Raw genomic sequence first — 21,562 nt, 5'->3', positions numbered from 1 at the left:
CTGCAGATTGGAAACCTTGTGACACAATGATTGCCCTGAGTTAACTCTGAACAGGGCCCTTGTTATTCGGCCATTGCAGCAGCATTGCCACAAATGCCCAGTGCCAGGCAATGCCTGCCAGCACCGCAATATGAAACAGTTCATGGGGCCCAAGCACGCCGGGGATCAGCACCGGTACGCGCAGGAAATCCAGCGTCGCACCCAGGGTGTAAGCAAGGGCCCCGAAAAACAGCGGCCTGATAACGGCGAAACCATGCATTCGATGGGTAAGATAGGCCGATGCAATGCCCATCCAGCCCAGACCAATATAGAACAGCAGCCCCAGCCATTCGGCAAAACCGGTAAAGTAGATGGTCTTCAGCGTCAGCCCGATAATAGCAAGGCCCCAGATCACGGTGAGAAAACCCCAGCGCCAGAAGCCACGGAACATAATGGCGTGGATAGGCGTGAAAGTGCCCGCAATCAGCAGAAAAATACCGGCATGATCGAGCCGTTTTAGTACCGCCCGCCCGGTTGTGCCGGGTTCCAGCATATGAAACACGCCACTCATCGACAGTAAAAACACCACTGAGAATACATAAATGCTCACTGTGGTTATTCGCACCGGCGACCCCACAGTTTTGCGGATCAGTGCTACCCCAAAAATCAGGGCGAGTACGGCGGCCAGTAAATGGCTGATGGAACTGAAGGGGTCGCTAAAGCCCGGGATGTTTATCACGTCCATAATGTTTCTCCAACGCTGTGATCAACGGGGCAGAATGAGCAACAGAACACTCTAAAGAAACCCTGCATTCGTAATGCCAGGTCAGTTCCGGTTGCACAAGTCCGGATATGATCTCTGGTTTGTGCCGGTCGACTGAAGTCGACCCTACAATAACCAACAGCATTCCGGCGATGTTCTGCTACCTGCCACACCTGACGCTGCTTTGCGGGCTGCGTAGCCACTAAGCCTGATACAGGGCCAGCAGTTCGTCCACCTTAGTGCGGGCATGGCTTTTCTGGCTGATATAACGACCTACTTTCAATTCTTTAAGACTGGCACCCTGGTAAATCTGCCGGGTCAGTTCCGTGTCATGGTTACTGATCAGCACCGGAATGCCTTGCTGCTGGGCGGTGCGGGCCGCACATTCTGCCAGCCTGCTCTGCTGTGCCAGACTAAAACCGTCAGTGGCATAGCCGGTGAAATTGGCGGTGGCACTTATCGGCGCATAAGGCGGATCGCAATAGATAATATCCCCTTTTTGAGCGAGGCTGAACATATCGGCAAAGGGCTTACAGACAAAGGTAGCGTGGCGGGCTTTTTCGGCGAAGTTGTAAAGTTCGGCTTCAGGGAAATAAGGCCGTTTATATCTGCCAAAGGGCACGTTGAACTTACCGGAAAGGTTATAGCGGCACAGGCCGTTGTAACCGAAGCGGTTCAGGTACAAAAACAGCACGGAGCGCTGATAGGTATCATCGCTGAGGTTAAACTCCTCACGCACCCCGTAGTAATGCTCAGGGTTATTATTGTCCGGGGTAAACAGGGTTCTGGCGTCAGCAATATAGTCTTCCGGCTTTTGCTGCAGTATCTGATACAGGTTAATCAGATCGGGGTTGATATCGTTGAGCAGGTAGTCTTTGTAGTCGGTATTGAGAAACACAGAACCGGCGCCAACAAAAGGCTCTATCAGCCTCTCGCCATCGGGAAGAAGGGAACGGATTTCACTGACCAGACTGTATTTGCCACCGGCCCACTTCAGAAACGCCCGGCTCTTGTTATTTTCCATCTTGCCACTGCTACAATCACAAAGTCAGGATTGTAACTGAATCCTTATTGCCATTGGGAACTAATTTCTTTACGAACCTGAGCCACGGTCTTGGCAAACGGCTCACCGTTTCGGATTGCGTCTGGTAATTCACTGGCTGCCGATCTTGCCTGTTCCAGGCTTCTGAAACTGCCCTGCATTAACAATACATGCCAGTTACCACCGTAGCGGCGGGTCTGATAACGCCAGTTTTCTCCGTTCAGGCCATGACGCTGAATAAAGTCATTCAGAACCCGGCTGTCACTGGCGGCAGAAAGCTGAAGAAGATACTCGGAATCAGGCAATGTCAGCAGGTATTGCTCATCCCAGGCATAGTCAGGCTGCGCCGCCACTGTTTCTGATTCGTCTTGCTCTGGTTGCACGCTGTGTATCTCAGCAGACGAATCTGGTGCTTCTTCGGTATCCGCAGAGGCGGGATCAGTCGCCTGTTGCTCAGCGATTTCCGGTTTATTAAGTTGCTTTATCGTTTCTGACCACTGGGCAACGGTTTGCGTTGTGCTTATTTGTGTAATGCTTTGTTCTGGCTCTGCCTGGTTTTCCCGGGGAACAGGCTTGTTCTTTTTTTCAGCTGGCTCTGCAATGGTTAAAGACTGAGGTTTCTGGTCTTCGATGTGCTGTGATAATTGTTTTGAGTTAACCGGGTCCGATTCCGGCACCGACTCTTCTGACAACGCGGGTAATTGCACCATTGCAATCGCATCAGCGGGCAATATCTCGCCAATCAAATCAGGATAAAACCAGTGCATAAGACCAACAAAACTGAGTAAGAACACACCAACAGCCGCGCCTCTGAACACCTTCGATGAAACGGGCCCTGAATGCTTTTCTGGAGGTTTTTCTTGCTGCGCCCGTTGCGCCATACGGGCATTGAAAGCCTGGCGTTTCTCAGCCAGAAGGCGATCCAGATCGGAAAGCGCCAGTTCAGTCGACTCAGAAAAATCATGTTGCAACAACACAGGACGTACATCACCCTTTAGTTGCTGTTTGGTGGTCAGGGCCCAGTCCGTATTCCCGGCCAGTAAAATACACAGTTTGTCACTGTGCAGACTCAGATCCCATAATTCATTGATCAGCATCGGAGGAAGCTGGCCAGCCTGGCTTACCGCAATAACGGTTCGCCCCTGTGTCCGTGTGTCAGCAGAAATGCTTTGTTGTAAAGGCCGGCGGGGATCGCACTGAACAACGCCATAGAGCTGGGTAAGAAGTTGCTGGCGAAACCCCTGCTCTTGCTGAATCTCTGCAGCATTGAGAAACGCAATATTAACAGACTCATCAAGATCACTGACAAACTCGCTGAGAAAGCTCTGTTGCTTTGATGCACCCTTACCGCCCAACAGCACAAGGCCTGAGCTGAAAGTCGTCAGATGTTGAAGTCGTTGTTGTAAGTCAATAAAGGCTGTTTGCACGTTGCCACCTGTCAGGAGGCATTAAGAGTCTCTTTCAGCAATGCCTCATCTACGTCGTCTGTTACTACAGCACTGCCTATGGCATCAGGGATCACAAAGCGGATACGATTAGCCTGAACCTTTTTGTCATGGCGCATATGTCGCATAAAACTGTCGAATCCCATCTTCTCAGGCGCTTTAACCGGCAGTTCGAAGGCCTTAAGTAAATCGACAATACGACAAACTTCTGACGCACTGAGCCAGTTTTTGTGCTGTGCAACTACAGAAGCAAGAACAATGCCTGTTGCGACAGCTTCGCCGTGCAGCCAGTTACCGTAGCCCTGTTCAGCCTCGATCGCATGACCAAATGTGTGGCCAAGATTGAGTAACGCCCGGCGTCCTCTCTCCTGCTCATCTTCGGCAACAATTTCAGCTTTAATCTGGCAACAACGACGCACGACTTCCTGCAACAAGGCCTGGTCCTTTTCACGCAGCCCTTGTTGATGCTGCTCCAGCCAGTCGAACAGTTGAGCATCATAAATGATGCCGTACTTGATCACTTCCGCCATCCCGGCCGCAAATTCGCGTCGGGGTAAACTGCATAGTGTCATGGTATCGATAATCACCGCTGCGGGCTGATAAAAAGCCCCGATCATATTTTTTCCCAGCGGGTGATTTACCGCCGTCTTACCGCCCACCGAAGAGTCTACCTGGGCAAGCAATGTAGTGGGTATCTGAATAAAGGGGATGCCGCGCTGGTAACAGGCAGCTGAAAAACCGGTTAAATCACCGATAACGCCGCCACCCAGGGCAATAAGAGTGGTGTCGCGGGCTGCATTATTTTCCAGCAGATAGGTCATAACGCGTTCGAAGCTGGCAAGGGATTTAAACTGTTCACCGTCAGGCAACACCAGCTTTTCAGCATCCAGCCCGGTGAGTAAATCCATTACTTGTGCACCGTAGAGCACATCGACAACATCGTTAGTCACAACGACGATTTTTTTGCTGTCTAAATGACCACGGATAAGTCCGGATTCTCTGAGAGTGTTGACGCCAATATAGATGGGGTAACTGCGCTCACCCAATTCAACATTCAGTGTATTCATCAGCGCAGAACCCCCACGTTATATTTCTGATTAGAGTCCGATCTTGTCGATAATCTGACTGGCCACAGCGCGGGCACTTTGATCGTCAGTTTGTACCACGTAGTCTGCCACTTCTTCGTAAAGCGGATTGCGCTCTTCGGCAAGGTTACGCAATACCGTTTCAGGATCATTGTTCTGCAATAAGGGGCGACGTTTATCCCTTTGCGTGCGGGCGACCTGCTTATCAATAGTGGTTTGCAGATACACCACAATGCCTCTGGCAGCGAGACGATTGCGTACAGTTTTACTAATCACTGAGCCTCCGCCAGTCGCCAGCACAATCCCCTGCTTCTCGGTCAGATCGTTGATCACGCCTTCTTCGCGAACGCGGAAACCTTCCTCTCCTTCCAGATCAAATACCCAGGCTATATCTGCGCCAGTGCGACGCTCAATTTCCTGATCTGAGTCGTAAAATTCTAAATGAAGTTCGTCTGCAAGGTGTTTACCAATAGTGCTTTTACCTGCACCCATTGGCCCTACCAAAAAGATATTTCGTTTTTCGGCCATGTTTGATTAATGTCACACAACTAACGGTTAAAAATGAATAAACTCAACCCCCGGTCGAATTTGAGAAGCGGGATTATCTCAGTTTAGTCTGTTGATATGCAAGTTCGATCTGCCCGGAGTTCGGGAAAAGAGCTGAAGGGGGCCACCAGCCCCCGTTTCTCATGATAATTAAAGCGCCTCATCAATGATTTTTGGGGTCACAAATATCAACAATTCACGCTTTTCAGTAAAATCCCGGGAATTCTTGAACAAATATCCCACCACAGGAAGATCACCGAACAATGGCACTTTCTCAATGGCATTGATCAGGTTCTGCTGAAAGATTCCCCCCAGAACCACTGTTTCACCATTTTCCACCAGCACCTGAGTGGAAATCTCCTGGGTGTCGATGGCCACTGCAGGACCTGTTGAGGTAGACACGGTATCACCGCGGGTATCTTGTGTGACAACAAGATCCAGGATAATGCGGTTATCCGGAGTAATGTGCGGAGTAACAGTCAGACTGAGTACGGCTTTCTTAAACTCTACTGAAGTTGCACCGCTTGACGTTGCCTGCACATAAGGGATCTCTGTACCCTGCTCTATGTAAGCTTCGCGTTGGTTGGCGACGGTAATACGTGGGCTGGCGATTATCTCACCCTTATTCTCACTCTCCAGTGCAGACAACTCCAGATCCAGAATGGTACCGTCTGCCAGCTTGGCTATCTGAAAACCGATACGGCCAGCGGCACCGGTGACAGGCAGATTCACATTTAATCTGTCAGCCAGAGCCGGTACCTGGCCTCCGGCGACACTCTCTGCCCCCTCCAGCGAACCCGACACGCCATCATCATCCTGACGGTCGCTGAACCCCCAACGCACGCCTAATTGCTCATCCACATTATCGCGAACTGTTACCATGCGGGATTCGATCAGTACCTGCTTTATCGGAATATCAAGTTCTTTGACCATACGCCGCGCTTCCTGAATGGATTCCTGCGTATCTCTGACCAACAATGCATTAGTGCGATTGTCCACCGTCACCGCACCGCGGGCGCTGAGTATACCTCCCTCACTGGATTTGAGAATGGTCGCCATATCAGACGCCTTGGCATAGTTAATTTGTATTGTTTCTGAACGCAGCGGTGCCAGCTCAGCGGCCTGCTGTTCTGATTGCAGTCGCTGTGTTTCTCTTGAAGAGAGTTCTTCTGCCGGTGCAATAAGCAGAATGTTACCTTCCATGCGCTTATCAAGACCTTTGATCTTCATAATCATATTCAGAGCCTGGTCCCAGGGAACATTGTCCAGACTCAGCGTTACGTTACCGGTGACCGTATCGGTGGTAACCAGATTAAAGCCACTGATTTGAGCAATAACCTGCAGCACCTGGCGCACAGGCACATCCTGAAAGTCCAGTGACACCGGAGCTCCGTCATATTCACTCTGCACACTTTGCTGGCTGCCCTTAGGGGCTGCGGTATCGATCTCTACAACCAGACGATCGCCAAGCTTTTGGTGCTGAAAACTGACTCCGGAAGAGGTTTTAAATACGATCACTGCGCCCTCATCCTGCTGAAAGGTTTCCAGCCAATCAACAGGTGTACCAAAATCCATCACATCCAAACGATACAACAATTCCTTTGACAGCCGGCTGCCGGGCAATTGCAACTCAACGCCTTCCGGTACCTCAACCAATGCCGAGTCAAATCCTTCCTGGTCCATTTGCATTTCAATGCGTGCACCACCGCCCTGATTACGTCGAAAATCAATTTCCTTAACCTCATAGGGCAATGCCTCTACCGGTTTCTCGTAGGGGTCCACCAGCTCTATATCCTGGGCCTGAGCCGACAGGCTTTTGATGCCAACCAGAATCAGAAATATCAAAGACATCCAGGGCCAGTGCCTGCTGCGTCTGTTTAGACTTTTATTAAAAATATAACGTTCAGACATTGTCGTTTTCTCCTGCCTTTGAGGACATCGTCAGGGTTGCTTGTTTTTCCTGCCAGCACCCTGTGCCGTCGGGCAGCATTTCAGTAATAGAAACCTTGCCGTTGGAAATATCAGTAATTCGCCCAAAGAATAAACCCAGACGGTCTCCCACACTGGCTTTGTGTAAACTGCCATCATTGGCCTGGATCATCGCCCAGATTTTACTGTTCCGGCTGAAAAAGCCTTTAATAGAAAGAGCATCGGTACCATAACGCTCCAGTGGTTGTTTAGTTCTGGAAAAGTCAGGCTGCATACAGTTCGCTTTCTGCGGCTGAACCCGTTCTGCAACCTGCCCGCGCGGCCGTTGAAACGGACTGCGTTTTTGATTCGCTTCATAGACAAACGCCGGTGTTTTACTGAATTCCGGATATGACTCGATACTCACACGAGTATTCTGTTCAACCTCACTGACAAAAGCCTTCAGGTCGTCAACGTTGGGCTGACACGCGGTGAGAAGGACGAATACAAAGAGACTCAAAATTCTCATTTCGCCTCCCCCTTCATCCCATTGGTAGACGACGTGCGGTAGGTTTTGGCCTGTAAGCTTAACCGTAAACCGCCACTTTCATTCACCATTTCGAAATCGTGCACAGTAACAATGCGGGGCAATCCGGCCACATCGGAAAGGAACTTGCCAAAATCGTGGTAATCACCGCGCACTTCCATCTGAATCGGTAGTTCTGTGTAGAATTCTTTAGGTATTTCCTGTTGCCAGTTCAGCAGTTTGAAATTCAGCCCCGCCGAGGTTCCTACAAATGTAATGTCGTCCAACAGCCCGGGAGTTTCATTGCTGGTTGGCAAAGACTTGAGCATCGAAGAGAAGTCCTGCTGAATCCTGGCTAACTGTTCTTCGTAAGCCTGAAGATTAATAGCGATACGATACTTGGCTTCATAGTTGTTCTTCAGTTCCACTTCCTTTGCTTCCGCCGTTTCCAGCAAGGGCAATTTGTCATTAACCAGTAAGTAAAACCCCAATACCCCAGTGAGAATAGCGATAACCAACCCCACCACAAATTTAACTTCAAACGGCCAGATCGCCAACTGTTCGAAGTCGAGATCATTCATCTCCCTGAGCTTTTTAAAATCAAACTTCATTTTTCTGCGCCCTCCGTCACCATCTGTGGTGCCACTACCGCACTGATATTGAAGGTCAGTTTGAATTCACTTACGGCGTCAGAGCTGCTTGTATCAGCCACAATGGATGATAGTTCGCCACGGTTAAATACTCTGGACAGCTCCAGTTGACGCATAAATTCCGACAGCCGGTTGTTGGACTCACTCACACCCAATACTTCCAGCTGATTTCCGCGACGTACCAGACTGCGGAAAGATACGCCTGGTGGCAGAATGCGGGCCAGTTCATCCAGCACCTGCGGCGCCACATTGCGGTTAGTCTGGAGTTGCTCAATCAGCGCCATACGCCGCTCCAGATCTTTTTTCTTGTCTTTAATGTCTCTGATCTTTGCTATCTGACTATCGAGTACATCGATACGTTGTTGCAGAAAGTTGTTTCTCTGCTGCTGATTAGAAATCATGGTGTCCACCATCGTTCCAATCAACCAGAATAATGCCAGCACGAATACCGCCAGCAGCGCCAACAACGTAATATATTCTTTTTTCTTTTTCTGACGATGCGCCTCGCGCCAGGGCAGAAGATTTATATGTGCCATGGACTAAAACTCCTGCTTGCCAACCCTGCGGCAATGGCTAACTGAGGTGCCAGTGAACCCAGACGCTGTTTGATTTCCGGTTTCATTTTCATGTTTGCAAAGGGATCAAACAGAGCCACTTCTATCGACAATTCCTTTTCCAGCTCCGCAGCCATTTCAGGCAACAATGCACCACCACCGCTAATCAGTATATGTTTGGGTTGCACCTTGTTCGTAGAGGCCACATACATTTGTAACGCGCGACTCAGCTGCTGTTGAAGGTTGGCCATAAATACCGGCCATTGTTGCTCTTTCCAGCTTTCTTGTAACAACCCTTCCGCCATCTGTTGTTCTGCATCCTGCCACTCCATGGCAAAAACCAGTGATATGTCTCTGATAAGATTATCAAAGCCAAAATTGTGCTCTTTACTGTAAATCACCCGATTACCCTGCACTGCGGTAACCAACAGCTGGCTTGCACCGAGATTGATGCAGCACACCGGTTGCTCGTCGCTCGACGGGCCGTATTCAATTAACGCACTACCCAGGGCATATCCCTCTACATCAATGACGATGGGCTCCAACTCTAATTCACGCAACAGCGTCACCCTGTTGTCAATCATGTCTTTGTGACCCGCACTAAGCAACACCTCTACCTTTGCAGTATGGCTCTGGCTTGGCCCAAGCTCTTCAAAATCCAGATAGACTTCATCCAGCGGATAAGGAATCAAACTGTCGGCTTCTATTTCAATCTGGGATTCCAGCTCGTGATCCGACTGTTCGGGATCCATATACACCACTTTCGTAATAATTGAAGCACCGGATACGGCTACGGCCGCACTCTTACACTTCACTTTGAGTGCATTTCTTACTTTGCGGATAGCATTGCTGACTGCATCAAAGTCTTTAATATCTCTGTCGGCAAAGGCATCACCGTTGATGGCCTCGCAAGCTACGGCCGCCACCTGTACGTCGGTACCGGATCCGGTAAGCAACACCGCTTTAACATAGCGGGTGCCAATATCCAGCCCAAGTACAGGTGATATTTTTTTGCTGAAAATTTTATTAAGCAAAGCGGCGTCCTGTTTTTTTCGTTAAACTACGAGTTAACCATTATTCACTAAATTTTTATACTTAATGGTTCCCGTAATGGTACATAGGTATAATACCAACTACATTAGGTAACTGTTCAGCTCAGAGCAAGCCAGAAGGGCTTAGGTCAAGGCGCCGCTTTGAAGGCATAGTGGTTCTATGTCAAGAAGCGGCAACACAGAGATAAGCCCTTCTGGTTGCTCCCTTCGGGCGAGGCTAAAATGCCCTCTGGCTGTGTTATGGTCCTTTGATTTAGAACCACTAGACCTTCAGGACCATGCCTTGCCAGCGGACATTTTAGCTCTCGCTGAGTGAGCATTTACCTAATGTAATTGGTATCAATATAAGCCATTTCCCTGAAATTGCTCTGATAAAATAGGTTTTTGTGAAGTACGTCAAACCTTTAGCTCTGACTTTTATTATTTGTTCATTCCTGAGCGTCATCGCTCTGGCGGCTCTGTATTTTTATATCCGTCCCGAGCTACCAAGTGTAGCTATGTTAAAAGATGTACGCCTGCAAACACCAATGAAAGTTTACTCCCGTGATGGCTTGCTGATTTCCCAGTTTGGGGTCAAGCGACGCATACCTTTGGAATTAAAAAACATACCTGAACCGATGCTCCAGGCATTTCTTGCAACGGAAGACAGTCGTTTCTATGACCACCCCGGTGTTGATATTATCGGCGTTGCCCGCGCATTTATGAATCTGGTGCTGACAGGAGAGAAGGGACAGGGTGCCAGTACTATTACCATGCAGTTAGCCCGGAATTTCTTCCTGACCCGGGAAAAAGCCTGGATGCGCAAAATAAAAGAAACCTTTATTGCGTTGCATATTGAGCAGTTACTCAGCAAAGATGAGATCCTCGAACTGTATCTGAATAAAATTGAGCTTGGCCACAGAGCCTTTGGCGTCGGTGCGGCGGCGCAGGTTTATTTTGGCAAGACGGCCACAGAGTTAAATCTTGCTGAAATGGCCACTATCGCGGGACTCCCCAAGGCCCCTTCTAACCTGAATCCCATTAGTAATCCACAGGCGTCAAAAGAAAGACGCCGGGTTGTGTTAGCGCGGATGTTGGATGAAGGCTATATCAACAGAGATGAGTTTCTTCAGGCTGCAGAGGCTGACTTTACAGGGGAGAAACATGGCGCGGAAATACAATTACATGCCCCTTACCTTGCCGACATGATTTATATGGAAATGATCAATCGTTACGGCAAGGAAGAAGCTGAAACCGCTGGTTACCAGGTTTACGCCACTGTGCCGTCGACTCTGCAAACGGCTGCCCAGCAAGCGGTCAAAAGGAATCTGCATGATTACGACGAACGACACGGTTATCGAGGCCCTCTGGCGCAGTTATGGGAAGCGCCACCCGCGATACAGAAAGACGACGAGAAAAACGATCAGAGCCTTGTTGAAGTACCCCGGCCGGAGGATGAGCAATACGGCTGGACTGAACAACAGATGAAAGATTTTCTGGCTGAGCAGCAGAGCTTTGCACCTTTACTTCCCGCCATAGTGACTGAAGTAAAAGACAAGCAAATCAGCGTTTTCGCCCTTGACCAGGGCTATATTGATATCAACTGGGACGGACTGGCGTGGGCCCGCCCTTTCATTACAGATAGCAAGCAGGGCAGCGAACCGCAAGAAGCGAAAGACATTGTCAGTCCGGGCGCCCATATCATGATCCGCTTCAATACAGAATCAGAACAATGGCAGTTATCTCAGTTTCCTGATGCCAGTGGTGCTCTGGTGTCACTGGATCCGCAAAATGGTGCAGTCAGGGCCATAGTCGGCGGCTACAGTTTTTATCAAAGCCAGTTTAACCGGGCCACACAAGCCAAGCGTCAGGTAGGCTCAAACATTAAGCCTTTTATTTACTCAGCGGCAATTAATAAGGGTTACAGCCTGGCAACGATCATTAACGATGCCCCTATTAATCAGTGGGATCGTAGCTCTGGCATAGCCTGGCGACCTAAGAATTCCCCGGAGATTTATGATGGCCCGATTCGTATGCGGGTGGCTCTTGGACGCTCCAAGAACGTGGTGTCGGTCCGGCTGCTGCGCAGCGTCGGGCTGGACGATATTGTCGCCCATTTAGCAAATTTTGGTTTCAATCCCCATGAATTACCCAGAGACGAGTCTCTGGCATTGGGGTCGGCATCGCTGACACCACTTGAAGTCGCCCGTGGAATAACCATTATCGGTAATGGTGGCTATGCCGTAGAACCCTATTTTATCGAGCGTGTAGACAATGAAATGGGGGAAACACTGTGGCAGGCGAACCCAGCGGTGGCGGCCCCTGCATTTGCATCTCAACAGGAAAATAACGAACTGGATCTGTTGGCAATCAGCGATGGCCGGAAATTTTCATTACCCCCACTCTATGCACCACAGGTGATCTCCAGGCAGAATGCCTTTCTGACCCGGGAAATGATGCGTACCGCAATATATAGCGGCGGTAGCTGGTCCAAGAATACCTATTGGCAGGGCACGGGCTGGCGGGCCAATAATCTGATGTCACGGGACGACCTGGCCGGTAAAACCGGTACCACCAATGACGCTAAAGACACCTGGTTCAGTGGCATGGGGGGTAACCTGGTGACGACCACCTGGGTAGGGTTTGATGATATGAACCGATCACTGGGCCGTACCAGCCGTAACCAATATCTGATCAACAAAAACCCACAACAGTTTAATTGGATGGGAAATGCCATGGTGGGTGCAGAAGATGGTGCCAGAGTGGCGCAACCAGCCTGGATTCGCTTTATGCGGCAGGCCCTTGAAGGTGTGCCGGAGCAATACCCCACGGTGCCCGAAGATATTGTTACAGTCAGAATCGACCGTACCACAGGCAAACTGACACAACGTACGGATCACACCTCAAAGTTTGAGTATTTTATCCGCGGTACCGAACCTACCCAGTATGTGGATGACAGTGAATTTGTTGATCCCTTTGATCAGGGTCAGCCAGTGATTCAGAATGAGGATATTTTTTAAATAACCCGGCAATCGCAAGCCGGGCACGATCAAAGGGTCAGTATCAGAACCCTGGAGTTACGCTGAAAATTATACAGCTGCTTTTTGCCATCTGGCAGGGCCTCAACATCTGCAGGGATAAACCCCTGCTCGCGAAACCAATGCCCCGTCACCGTAGTGAGGACAAAAATGGCGCGCAAACCCGCACGACGTCCTTGTTCTATCACAGCCTGCATCAGACGCTCCCCGCGATTGGAGCCACGATAGTCCGGATGGGTAGCCACACAAGCCAGCTCGCCCATATCCTGATCAGGATAAGGATAAAGAGCCGCACAGGCGATAATAGTGCCATCCCGCTCAATTACAGTGAACTGCTCAATTTCACTTTCTAATAATTCACGGGAACGTTTGACCAATATGCCTTTTTCTTCCAGCGGCTTTATCAGCTTAAGGATGCCGCCCACATCTTCAATACTGGCCTGGCGCAATTGTTCATAATAGGTCTGGGAAATCAGAGTGCCCGCGCCGTCGCGAGTGAACAGCTCCTGTAACAATGCGCCGTCCTGATGGTAGCTGATATAATGACAACGGCTAATGCCCGCATCCAGGCTTTCAGCCACTGCACTGAGCAAGCTATGGCCTTGATGATCATCAGCGCTGTTGGTGAGCAAACCTTGTAGAAGATGCCGGTCCAGGTTGCGAATAAGGCCTCCGTCGGCATTCATTAAGCCATCGGATTCACTGAAGATCACCAGCTTATCAGCCTTAAGAGCAATAGCAGCCTGCGTGGCCACCTGCTCATGAGCCAGATTAAACACTTCTCCGGTGGATGAATAACCAACAGGTCCTAACAGCACAATAGAACCATCGTTAAGATGATCATTGATGCCATCCACATCCACCCGCCTTACCAGTCCGGTCAGTTCAAAATCCACTCCATCGCGCACCCCCATCGGCATGGCCACCACCAAATTGCCGGAACAAACCCGAATCTGACTACCATGCATGGGCGAATTCGCTAACCCCATCGTCAACAGCGCTTCTACCTGAGCGCGCACCGAACCCGCAGCGTCTTTTACCGATTCAATGGTTTCTTTATCGGTAATTCGAATCCCCTGAGAAAAGCGCAGCGGCTTACCTCTTAATGCAACCCGCTGATCGATTTGCGGTCTGGCACCATGCACCAGCACCAGCCGCACACCAAGACTGTTCAGCAAAGCAATATCATGGATAATATTGGCGAAATTGGCATGTTCCAGAGCCTCACCGCCGAACATGAGTACAAAGGTTTTACCCCGATGCGCGTTAATATAAGGCGCAGAATGACGAAATATCCGAATGCTGTCACAGGATGAAAGCATAGCCTCTGTTACTCCTGAGCGTGCTGGCTTAACCAGCTTTTGGCTGCGTCCAGAGCTTTGTTTACAGGTTTGGCACCGGTTCCACCCAGGATATGGCGCTTATCCACCAGGTATTCCAGTTGCAACACTGGATACACATCTTCTTCAATCAGCTCACTGTAACCTTTAAGCGTCTCAAGCGGCAGCTGTTCTATGGCCTTGCCCTGATCCAGGGCCGTTAACACTACCTGGCCGGCAATATCATGGGCACTTCTGAACGGCGTACCTTTACCCACCAGATAATCGGCCAGCTCGGTGGCATTGGCATAGCCCTCCCGTGCCGCCCTGGCACAACGTTCTGCATCCAGTTTGATACTATCGATGACTTCCACACTGATTAACAAACAGCAATGCCACTGATTAACCGCATCAAACACCCCTTCCTTGTCTTCCTGCATATCTTTGTTGTATGCCAGGGGCAGTCCCTTCATGGTCACCAACAGCGCCTGCAAGTGGCCAAATACGCGGCCACATTTTCCGCGTAACAGCTCCAGCGCATCAGGGTTTTTCTTTTGCGGCATCAGGGATGAACCAGACGTTACCTGATCTCCCAGGCGAATAAACCCGGCCTCGCCGGAGTTAAAGAAAATTAAGTCTTCCGCCATTCTCGACAGATGCATCATGCTGGTACTCGCGCAAAACAGCAGTTCGAGAACATAGTCACGATCAGACACGGCGTCCAGGCTGTTTAAACAGGGGCTGTCAAAACCAAGCTCCGTCGCAATTTCCTGTCTGTCGATATCATACGTCGTACCCGCCAATGCGCCGCAACCCAACGGGCATTGGTTCATACGCTTAGTCAGGTCGCTCAAACGACCCAGATCCCGCTTGAGCATTTCCACATAGGCCAGCGCCCAATGAGCGTAGCGTACCGGCTGCGCGCGTTGCAAATGGGTGTAGCCGGGCATAATCACCTGCTGGTTGGTCTCAGCCGAGCTGACCAGGCTGGCAATCACCCTGGTTAAGTCCTGATTTAGATGCTCACAGTGCTCCCGCACCCAAAGGCGTAAATCGGTTGCCACCTGATCGTTACGGCTGCGCCCCGTGTGCAGTTTGCGGCCCAGATCGCCCAGACGCTCTATCAGCGCCGCCTCCACAAAGCTGTGAATGTCCTCCTCAGTGCTGGCGGCAAAATCGAGCTTGCCCTCATTGGCCAGAGCAATCAGTTCATTGAGTGTCTGTTCCAGTTGAGACTGCTCTGCGGCACTAATCACTCCTGCACGGGCAATGGCCCGTGACCAGGCAATGGAGCCCTGAAGGTCCTGAACTGCCAGTACATTATCAAAAGGCAGAGAATCATTAACCTGCCGGAACATGGCACTGCTGCCACCCTGAAAACGTCCTCCCCATAACGCCATTAGCGGCTCCCCTCTTTCAGGGTCTTTATCCTGCTCGACAGACTGTAGAGACGGATAAAACCTTCCGCGTGACGCTGGTCATAAACATCATCGGCACCAAAGGTGGCGAAATCTTCAGAATACAGTGAATTAGGTGAGCGCCGCTGCACTACAGTCGCTTGTCCCTTATACAATTTAATCACCACTTCACCGGTAATGTCTTGGGCAAAGGACTTCGCCGCATCAATGATTGCGTCTTTAAGTGGGGTAAACCAGCGCCCGTCATACACCAGATGAGAAAACTCCAATGCTATCTGCTCCCTGAACTTAAGTGAGTCTTTACTTAGTACAAGATGCTCGAGAGCTTTGTAAGCTGCCATCATCACGTAGCCCCCCGGAGTCTCATAACATCCACGGGATTTCATTCCTACCAGCCGGTTTTCGACGATATCCAGTCGTCCAACACCATGAGCCGCAGCAAGCTGATTGAGTTTTACCAGCACCTGATAGGGACTCAGTGCATCACCATTAACACTCACTAACCGGCCCTTTTCAAAACCCAGCTGGATACGCTCTGGTTTATCCGGTGCCTGCTCAGGCGAAACAGTCATCGTCCAGACCTGCTCCGTAGGCTCACACCATGGATCTTCCAGCTCGCCACCCTCGTGAGAAATATGCCAGGCATTGGCATCGCGACTGTAGATTTTAGTCGCAGAGGCGGTAGTAGCAATATTACGCTCAGCCAGATAGGCGAGCAGATCTTCGCGGGATACCATATCCCACTCTCTCCATGGTGCAATCACGCGTAAATCCGGCGCCAGAGCGGAAAAAGCCCCCTCGAAGCGCACCTGATCATTGCCTTTGCCGGTACAACCGTGGCAGAGGGCATCGGCCCCGACTTTACGGGCCACTTCTACCTGAGCCTTAGCGATGATTGGCCGCGCCATGGACGTACCGAGCAGATACTGCCCCTCGTATACCGCTCCGGTCATCACCGTAGGATAAATATACTCACTGACAAAAGCCTCTTTCAAATCAACGATATGGCATTCGCTGGCACCTGACGCCAGTGCTTTTTGCTCCAGCCCGTCAAGCTCTTCGTCACCCTGCCCGACATCAGCAGCAAAGGCGACCACTTCGCAGTCATAGTTTTCTTTCAGCCAGGGGATAATGGCTGAGGTATCCAATCCACCCGAATAGGCCAGAACGACTTTTTTAACAGTTTGATCAGTCATGGTGTCTCCTTGGCTGCGAGGCTACTGGCCCAGCAGGCTAATTAAAATGGCATTCTGTGCATGCATTCTGTTTTCTGCCTGCAAGAATAGAAGTGAGTAATCGCTATCTACCAGTTCACTGGTAATTTCAAGATCCCGGTGTGCCGGCTGACAATGCATCACAACACTGGCGCCTGTCTGGCGAAGCAGCGACATGTTCAGCTGATAAGGCATAAATACCGCTTTAATTTGTTCCAGCGGCGTAGTATCCCCCATCGACAACCAGGTATCTGTGTATAAGGCCTTGCAGCCAGCGGCTGCGGCCAGATCATTGCTGATGGTGATACTGCCACCACTTTGTGCCGCCCGCTCGCGGGCCTTCTCCACCATTGCTGCATCCGGCTCATAGCCGGGTGGTGTAATGATGCGAACATCGGCGCCGAGTATAGCGCCCACCAGCATTAATGAATGGCTGACATTATTACCGTCACCAATATAACTGAGCGGCAATCCGGCAACACTGCCAAAGTGCTCGTGCAGACTGACATAATCGGCCAGCGCCTGACAGGGGTGATACAAATCACACAATGCGTTAACTACAGGCACTTTTGCCGCGCTGGCCAGATCCTCAAGGGTTTTATGACTGTATACCCGGGCAATGATGGCGTCGGCCCAGCAGGCCAGATTAGCGCCCATATCCAGTGTATCTTCACGCCCGGAAAGCTTACCTGCCTGGCTATCCAGATAGACCATGTGCCCACCGAGCTTGTTGATACCTATATCAAAGCTGACCCGGGTGCGCAGAGAAGGTTTTTCAAATAGCGCTACCAGACTCTTACCACTGAGCGTCTGTTGATAGTCTGCTGGTGAGGCTTTTACCTTAAGTGCCAGCTCCAGCAACGCCTCTAACTCCTGCGACGACCAATCTGCAAAGGTGAGTAAATCCTGTTTCATGGGTGCTCCTGATCCAATTTTGTTTCGTCAGCGATTTGAACGTCGGCCGGATAAATACGGGTTCCGGCAGAGTTACCAGCCAGCATCTGCAACAGGCTCTGCGGGTTCTTCCAGCTGGCGATCGTCACCGGCAGTCCGATGCTGTTTGCCGCATTAAGGGCCGCCTTTACCTTAACCAGCATACCGTCCCGAATTACCTTCTGCTCTGCCAGCAATTCGATTTGCCGGGGACTCAGCTGTGCCAGCAGACTCTGCTGTTTGTCCAGCACCCCAACCACATCCGACAGCATCACGAGTTCAGCTTTCAACAACTGTGCAACTGCTGTAGCCGCCTGATCGGCGTTAATATTCAGCAGCTGGCCCCCGTCGCTACAACTGATGGAGCTGATTATTGGTAAAAAGCCTTGCGCCAATAACGTATTGAGAAGCTTCGCATCCGCTGGCTCAACGTTTCCCACTGCACCGTACTTCGCCTGCATTTGGGTGCAATGCACCAGATGTGCATCCGCCAGTGAAAGACCCACCGGTTCAAGACCGCAGGCTCTGGCCTGTGCCACCAGTTGCGTATTTGCGGTACCGGCCAGCGCGCCTACTACATAAGGCATATGAACATCAGTGGTGACTCTTAATCCGTCTATTTTGGTGGATTTGAGATTTAACGCCTGCATCCACTGTTCCACGATAGGGCCGCCGCCATGTACCAATATCACTGGCCTGGTCTTTATCAGCTGTGCTATCACCGCGAACAACCCCCGGGCTGCGTCCTTATCACCAATAAAGGCCCCGCCCACTTTAATCACTAATGGTTGCATACTGACTCCTCTGTTAATGCCGTTTGCGGCTGAAAATCAAAACGCAGATTGGCACATTGCAACGCCTGCGCCGCCGCCCCCTTAAGCAGATTATCAATAGCGCTGACCACCACCAGATGCCCTGAGGCAGGGTCCAGCTTCCAGAACACATCGCAGTAACAACTACCAGCAACTTCATCAATTTTAGGCCAGGTCTGCCTCAATCTGACCAGAGGGTTATCGGCATAAGCCCGCAGATAAGCCTGATCGATTTGCTCAGGATCGATGCCAGGAGCTACTTTCACCGTAATAGTGGCAAGAATTCCCCGTTTAAAATTGCCCAGGTGAGGGGTAAATATTACCGGGGCGCCCAACTCAGCACTGATCTCCGGCTGATGCCTGTGGCCCAGTACACCATAGGGTTGCAAACTGACTTCGCAAAAACTACTGTTCAACGATGCCTTACGACCTGCGCCACTGACGCCGGATATGGCGTTGATTACCGGCCACTGCCCGGCATCCAGCAGTCCTGATTCCTGCAGGGGTTTAAGGGCCGTCAATGACGCAGTGGGGTAACATCCTGGCACCGCAATAAGCGCGGCTTTGGAAATCCCTTGTTGGTGCCAGTCAGCGAGACCATAAACGGCCTGATCGAGTAATTCACCGTGTTGATGGTCAAAGCCATAATATTCACTGAATACCTGCTTATCCTTGATCCGGAAAGCCCCGGAAAGATCGAAAATCACAGCGCGGCCACCGCTTAATTCAGGCATCCAGTCATGGCTGGCCTGATGAGGAGTGGCCAGAAAAATCGCATCGTACTGCCCGGACAATGCTTTGAGCGTATTGTCGTTAAGCGGCTGTAGCGGTAAGTCCACCTCTCCCTGTAACCGACCGTATAATTCACTCAGCTTTCTACCCGCATCCTGGCTGTGTGAGGACACAAAAAGATCACAGAGTTCAAAATCAGGATGGCGGGCCAGTAATCTGGCCAGTTCTGCACCGGTATAACCACTGGCGCCAACAATAGCGGTTTTCATCATAATATTAATGCAACGTATTAAGAGTTTTATAAAGGATAGAGGATTAAAAAAGACGGCTCCTGAAAGGAGCCGAAAAAAGCTGCTTGTTAAATCAGACTAAAATCGTCGTCTGAGCTGGGAGAAGCAGGGACTGGTTAATTTCGGTTGCATTGGCCTGATAAATTCATCTACTGTTTGCATGAAGGCTATAGTGCCAGTAAAAATATATTTATGCAATAATAATGCATAAATATATTTTTATTCTCTGCCCTGTCGTGAATTTCAGTTATCCTGTACGACAGTCTAAATCCACTTGCCAGAGTTGAAAGTTAATGATGAGAGTACCTGCGTTTATTGAGACCTATACCAGGATAATCGGTGCGCCCAGCATCAGCGCCTTTGATCCGGGTATTGATCAGACTAACCGTCAGATAATTGAATTACTGAGTAACTGGCTGGGGGATCTTGGATTTAACATAAGTATTCAGGCAGTGCCTGGTACCCGGGATAAATTCAACATGCTTGCCCGCCTTGGAGGAGGGGAAGGGGGATTATTGCTGGCTGGCCACTCAGACACCGTACCTTTCGATGAAGGGCGCTGGCAAAGCGACCCTTTTACCCTCAAACAAAAAGATAATCGTCTTTACGGTTTGGGAACCTGCGATATGAAAGGTTTTTTTGCCTTTATCCTTGAAGCTCTCAGCGCTTTGCCACTGAATAATCTGCAAAAGCCATTGTATATTCTCGCCACTGCCGACGAAGAAACGTCCATGGCGGGTGCACGCTTTTTTGCCCAACAGCAACTGATTAAGCCTGAGATGGCCATTATCGGTGAACCGACTGAACTTAAACCCATCTACAAACACAAGGGGCATATGGCACATACCTTGTCAGTAACAGGGCAGGCCGGACATTCCAGTGATCCGGACAAGGGTGTTAATGCCATTGAAATTATGGTCCAGGCCATTGGCGAGTTACTTAAACTGAAACAGACACTGGCCAGCCAATACCGTGATCAGGATTTTTCCGTACCCCAGACCACCATGAATCTTGGCCACATTCATGGCGGCGACGGCGAGAATCGTATTTGCGGCCATTGCCATCTGAACTTTGATTTACGTGCGGTACCACAGCTTTCAGACCAAGACGCCATCGCCCGGATTGACGAGGTACTAAAACCGCTCAGACAGGCGTATCCCGATCGCATCACGCGCCAGGCCATGTATGATACAGTGCCGGCATTTGGCAGTCTTCAGCAAACAACGCTACTGGAACTGGCTAAAGAGTTTACCGGCTTTGACCCCACCAGCGCCAACTACTGCACTGAAGCGCCCTTTATCAGCGAACTGGGCTGCGATACGCTGGTGCTGGGGCCTGGCAGCATAGAGCAGGCACACCAGCCTGATGAGTACATCTCACTGGACTACGTGCAACCGACGGTTAACCTGCTAAGAAACCTGATTACCAAAGTGTGTTTAGATTAATAAACAGCATAAAAAGTAAAAAGGGGTCGTAGTTAATTAATTCTCTGAAGCAGCAAGTTTGGATTACAAAGTAGATAATTAACTACGACCCCTTTTTACTCCTTTGTACTTTTATACCCGCTAGAGGAGCCAGACTTAACGTGAAAACCGAAGCAGTAATTTTTGATATGGATGGTTTACTCATCGACTCCGAACCCCTTTGGCGGATGGCGGAACAACAGGTTTTTGCCTCTGTGGATATTCAGTTAAATGAACAAATGTGCCTGCAGACTACAGGCCTCAGTACCGAAGAAGTAGTGCGTTACTGGTATCAGGCATTTGAGATTGAGCGCGATGATGTTGAACTCGTCGCCCGGCAACTTGAAGACTCAATGGTGAAGCTGATCCGGGAAGAGGGTGAACCCTTGCCGGGAGTGTATCCGCTGCTGGATCGGTGCCGCGAACTGGGACTGAAAATGGCAGTGGCCTCAGGCTCGGCTGACAGACTGATAGAGGCCGTCATGGAGCGACTCGCTCTGTACCCTTATTTTGAATTTTTTCAGTCTGCGGAACATGAGGCTGCCGGCAAGCCGGATCCTGCTGTCTACCTGAGCACCCTGAGGAAACTCGGCTTAAAAGCCGGCCAGTGTGTTGCCTTTGAAGATTCAGTCAGGGGTGTACAGGCGGCCAAAAAAGCCGGAATCTATACTATTGCCGTGCCCGAAACCGGCATGCCCAAAAGCCCTGACTTTGCGATTGCAGATAATATACTCGACAGCCTGGACCAGGCACTCAGGCTTGAGCCCTTTGCCCAAACCAGTACAACAGCCAATTTGAATTAACCGAGACAGAC

General features: G+C 50.4%; 19 protein-coding genes. 3 read left to right on the top strand and 16 right to left on the bottom strand.

All coding sequences use genetic code 11. The features are described 5' to 3' along the window. Positions 1–40 precede the first annotated feature (40 nt). The 10 genes from trhA to pilM form a co-directional block, all read right to left on the bottom strand. Positions 41–724, bottom strand: a complete 684-nt coding sequence (gene trhA / locus CDA54_RS14275; protein ID WP_099035703.1) for a PAQR family membrane homeostasis protein TrhA — start codon at positions 722–724, stop codon at positions 41–43. A gap of 220 nt (positions 725–944) precedes the next feature. Continuing rightward, positions 945–1,766 carry a Dam family site-specific DNA-(adenine-N6)-methyltransferase gene (locus CDA54_RS14270; protein WP_099035702.1) on the bottom strand — a complete coding sequence of 274 codons (822 nt, stop codon included), beginning with the start codon at positions 1,764–1,766 and terminating at the stop codon, positions 945–947. Positions 1,767–1,810: 44 nt separating this feature from the next. Continuing rightward, a complete protein-coding gene (locus tag CDA54_RS14265) occupies positions 1,811–3,211 on the bottom strand; it encodes an SPOR domain-containing protein (RefSeq protein ID WP_099035701.1) in 1,401 nt (466 codons plus the stop codon). Positions 3,212–3,222: 11 nt separating this feature from the next. Continuing rightward, positions 3,223–4,296 carry a 3-dehydroquinate synthase gene (aroB, locus tag CDA54_RS14260; RefSeq protein WP_099035700.1) on the bottom strand — a complete coding sequence of 358 codons (1,074 nt, stop codon included), beginning with the start codon at positions 4,294–4,296 and terminating at the stop codon, positions 3,223–3,225. 30 nt (positions 4,297–4,326) lie between these two features. Next, on the bottom strand, positions 4,327–4,842 hold the full coding sequence (gene aroK / locus CDA54_RS14255) for a shikimate kinase AroK (protein WP_099035699.1): 516 nt from the start codon (positions 4,840–4,842) through the stop codon (positions 4,327–4,329). Between the two features lie 168 nt (positions 4,843–5,010). Continuing rightward, complete coding sequence (locus tag CDA54_RS14250) at positions 5,011–6,771, bottom strand: type IV pilus secretin PilQ (RefSeq protein ID WP_099035698.1); 1,761 nt, start codon at positions 6,769–6,771, stop codon at positions 5,011–5,013. After that, on the bottom strand, positions 6,764–7,297 hold the full coding sequence (locus CDA54_RS14245; RefSeq protein WP_099035697.1) for a pilus assembly protein PilP: 534 nt from the start codon (positions 7,295–7,297) through the stop codon (positions 6,764–6,766). The genes CDA54_RS14250 and CDA54_RS14245 overlap by 8 nt, the downstream gene beginning before the upstream one ends. After that, the gene (locus CDA54_RS14240; protein WP_099035696.1) at positions 7,294–7,905 is read right to left on the bottom strand and encodes a type IV pilus inner membrane component PilO; all 612 of its coding nucleotides are present in this window, start codon (positions 7,903–7,905) and stop codon (positions 7,294–7,296) included. Before CDA54_RS14240 ends, CDA54_RS14245 begins: the two co-directional genes overlap by 4 nt. Beyond that, positions 7,902–8,480, bottom strand: a complete 579-nt coding sequence (locus CDA54_RS14235) for a PilN domain-containing protein (RefSeq protein ID WP_099035695.1) — start codon at positions 8,478–8,480, stop codon at positions 7,902–7,904. Before CDA54_RS14235 ends, CDA54_RS14240 begins: the two co-directional genes overlap by 4 nt. Further along, complete coding sequence (gene pilM / locus CDA54_RS14230) at positions 8,468–9,532, bottom strand: type IV pilus assembly protein PilM (RefSeq protein WP_229748170.1); 1,065 nt, start codon at positions 9,530–9,532, stop codon at positions 8,468–8,470. The genes CDA54_RS14235 and pilM overlap by 13 nt, the downstream gene beginning before the upstream one ends. A gap of 404 nt (positions 9,533–9,936) precedes the next feature. Between pilM and CDA54_RS14225 the strand changes: the two genes are divergently transcribed. Further along, positions 9,937–12,549 carry a penicillin-binding protein 1A gene (locus tag CDA54_RS14225; protein WP_099035694.1) on the top strand — a complete coding sequence of 871 codons (2,613 nt, stop codon included), beginning with the start codon at positions 9,937–9,939 and terminating at the stop codon, positions 12,547–12,549. A 29-nt stretch (positions 12,550–12,578) separates the two neighbouring features. Here CDA54_RS14225 and argA read toward each other — a convergent pair whose 3' ends face one another. From argA to argC, 6 genes are read right to left on the bottom strand one after another with little or no spacing between them, the layout of a single operon-like run. Beyond that, the gene (argA, locus tag CDA54_RS14220) at positions 12,579–13,889 is read right to left on the bottom strand and encodes an amino-acid N-acetyltransferase (protein ID WP_099035693.1); all 1,311 of its coding nucleotides are present in this window, start codon (positions 13,887–13,889) and stop codon (positions 12,579–12,581) included. An 8-nt stretch (positions 13,890–13,897) separates the two neighbouring features. Next, a complete protein-coding gene (argH, locus tag CDA54_RS14215) occupies positions 13,898–15,286 on the bottom strand; it encodes an argininosuccinate lyase (protein WP_099035692.1) in 1,389 nt (462 codons plus the stop codon). Continuing rightward, on the bottom strand, positions 15,286–16,500 hold the full coding sequence (locus CDA54_RS14210; protein ID WP_099035691.1) for an argininosuccinate synthase: 1,215 nt from the start codon (positions 16,498–16,500) through the stop codon (positions 15,286–15,288). The genes argH and CDA54_RS14210 overlap by 1 nt, the downstream gene beginning before the upstream one ends. 21 nt (positions 16,501–16,521) lie before the next feature. Next, a complete protein-coding gene (locus CDA54_RS14205) occupies positions 16,522–17,433 on the bottom strand; it encodes an ornithine carbamoyltransferase (RefSeq protein WP_099035690.1) in 912 nt (303 codons plus the stop codon). Next, entirely contained in the window at positions 17,430–18,245 is an 816-nt protein-coding gene (gene argB / locus CDA54_RS14200) for an acetylglutamate kinase (RefSeq protein ID WP_099035689.1), read from the bottom strand. The genes CDA54_RS14205 and argB overlap by 4 nt, the downstream gene beginning before the upstream one ends. Next, complete coding sequence (gene argC / locus CDA54_RS14195) at positions 18,233–19,267, bottom strand: N-acetyl-gamma-glutamyl-phosphate reductase (RefSeq protein ID WP_099035688.1); 1,035 nt, start codon at positions 19,265–19,267, stop codon at positions 18,233–18,235. The genes argB and argC overlap by 13 nt, the downstream gene beginning before the upstream one ends. Before the next feature lie 311 nt (positions 19,268–19,578). Between argC and argE the strand changes: the two genes are divergently transcribed. Both argE and hxpB read left to right on the top strand, forming a co-directional pair. Continuing rightward, entirely contained in the window at positions 19,579–20,730 is a 1,152-nt protein-coding gene (gene argE / locus CDA54_RS14190) for an acetylornithine deacetylase (RefSeq protein WP_373286102.1), read from the top strand. A 140-nt stretch (positions 20,731–20,870) separates the two neighbouring features. Further along, the gene (hxpB, locus tag CDA54_RS14185) at positions 20,871–21,551 is read left to right on the top strand and encodes a hexitol phosphatase HxpB (RefSeq protein ID WP_099035687.1); all 681 of its coding nucleotides are present in this window, start codon (positions 20,871–20,873) and stop codon (positions 21,549–21,551) included. Positions 21,552–21,562 lie beyond the last annotated feature (11 nt).

Origin of the sequence: Lacimicrobium alkaliphilum, assembly GCF_002591895.1 — a bacterium.
GTDB lineage: Bacteria > Pseudomonadota > Gammaproteobacteria > Enterobacterales > Alteromonadaceae > Lacimicrobium > Lacimicrobium alkaliphilum.
The sequence above is the reverse complement of the archived record's forward strand: the minus strand, read 5'-3'. Positions and strand labels throughout refer to the sequence as shown.